Raw genomic sequence first — 279 nt, forward strand, 5'->3', positions numbered from 1 at the left:
TGCAAATCTAGCCAAACTTGCTTCAAGACCATGCCATATTGAGAAAAACTAGCCAGGCTATACTCAAACAGACCACGATTATCTGTTTTGAAGTGGATTTCTCCCTTCTCAGGTAGGATTTCCTTGTAGGTATCCAAGAATGACTTGTAGGTCAAACGGCGTTTCTCATGACGTTTCTTAGGCCATGGATCTGAAAAATTCAGATAAAGCTGATCTATTTCTGCCGGTGCAAAATAGTTGGTCAAACTCGAACCATCCACCTGCAATAATTTTATATTT

At 39.8% G+C, this 279-nt stretch carries 1 pseudogene; it reads right to left on the bottom strand.

From position 1 onward, the window contains the following. A pseudogene (locus C1E58_RS11910) lies at positions 1 to 279 on the bottom strand (tRNA (guanosine(46)-N7)-methyltransferase TrmB); the annotation flags it as partial.

Origin of the sequence: Streptococcus suis, from assembly GCF_002964575.1 — a bacterium.
Lineage (GTDB): Bacteria > Bacillota > Bacilli > Lactobacillales > Streptococcaceae > Streptococcus > Streptococcus suis_R.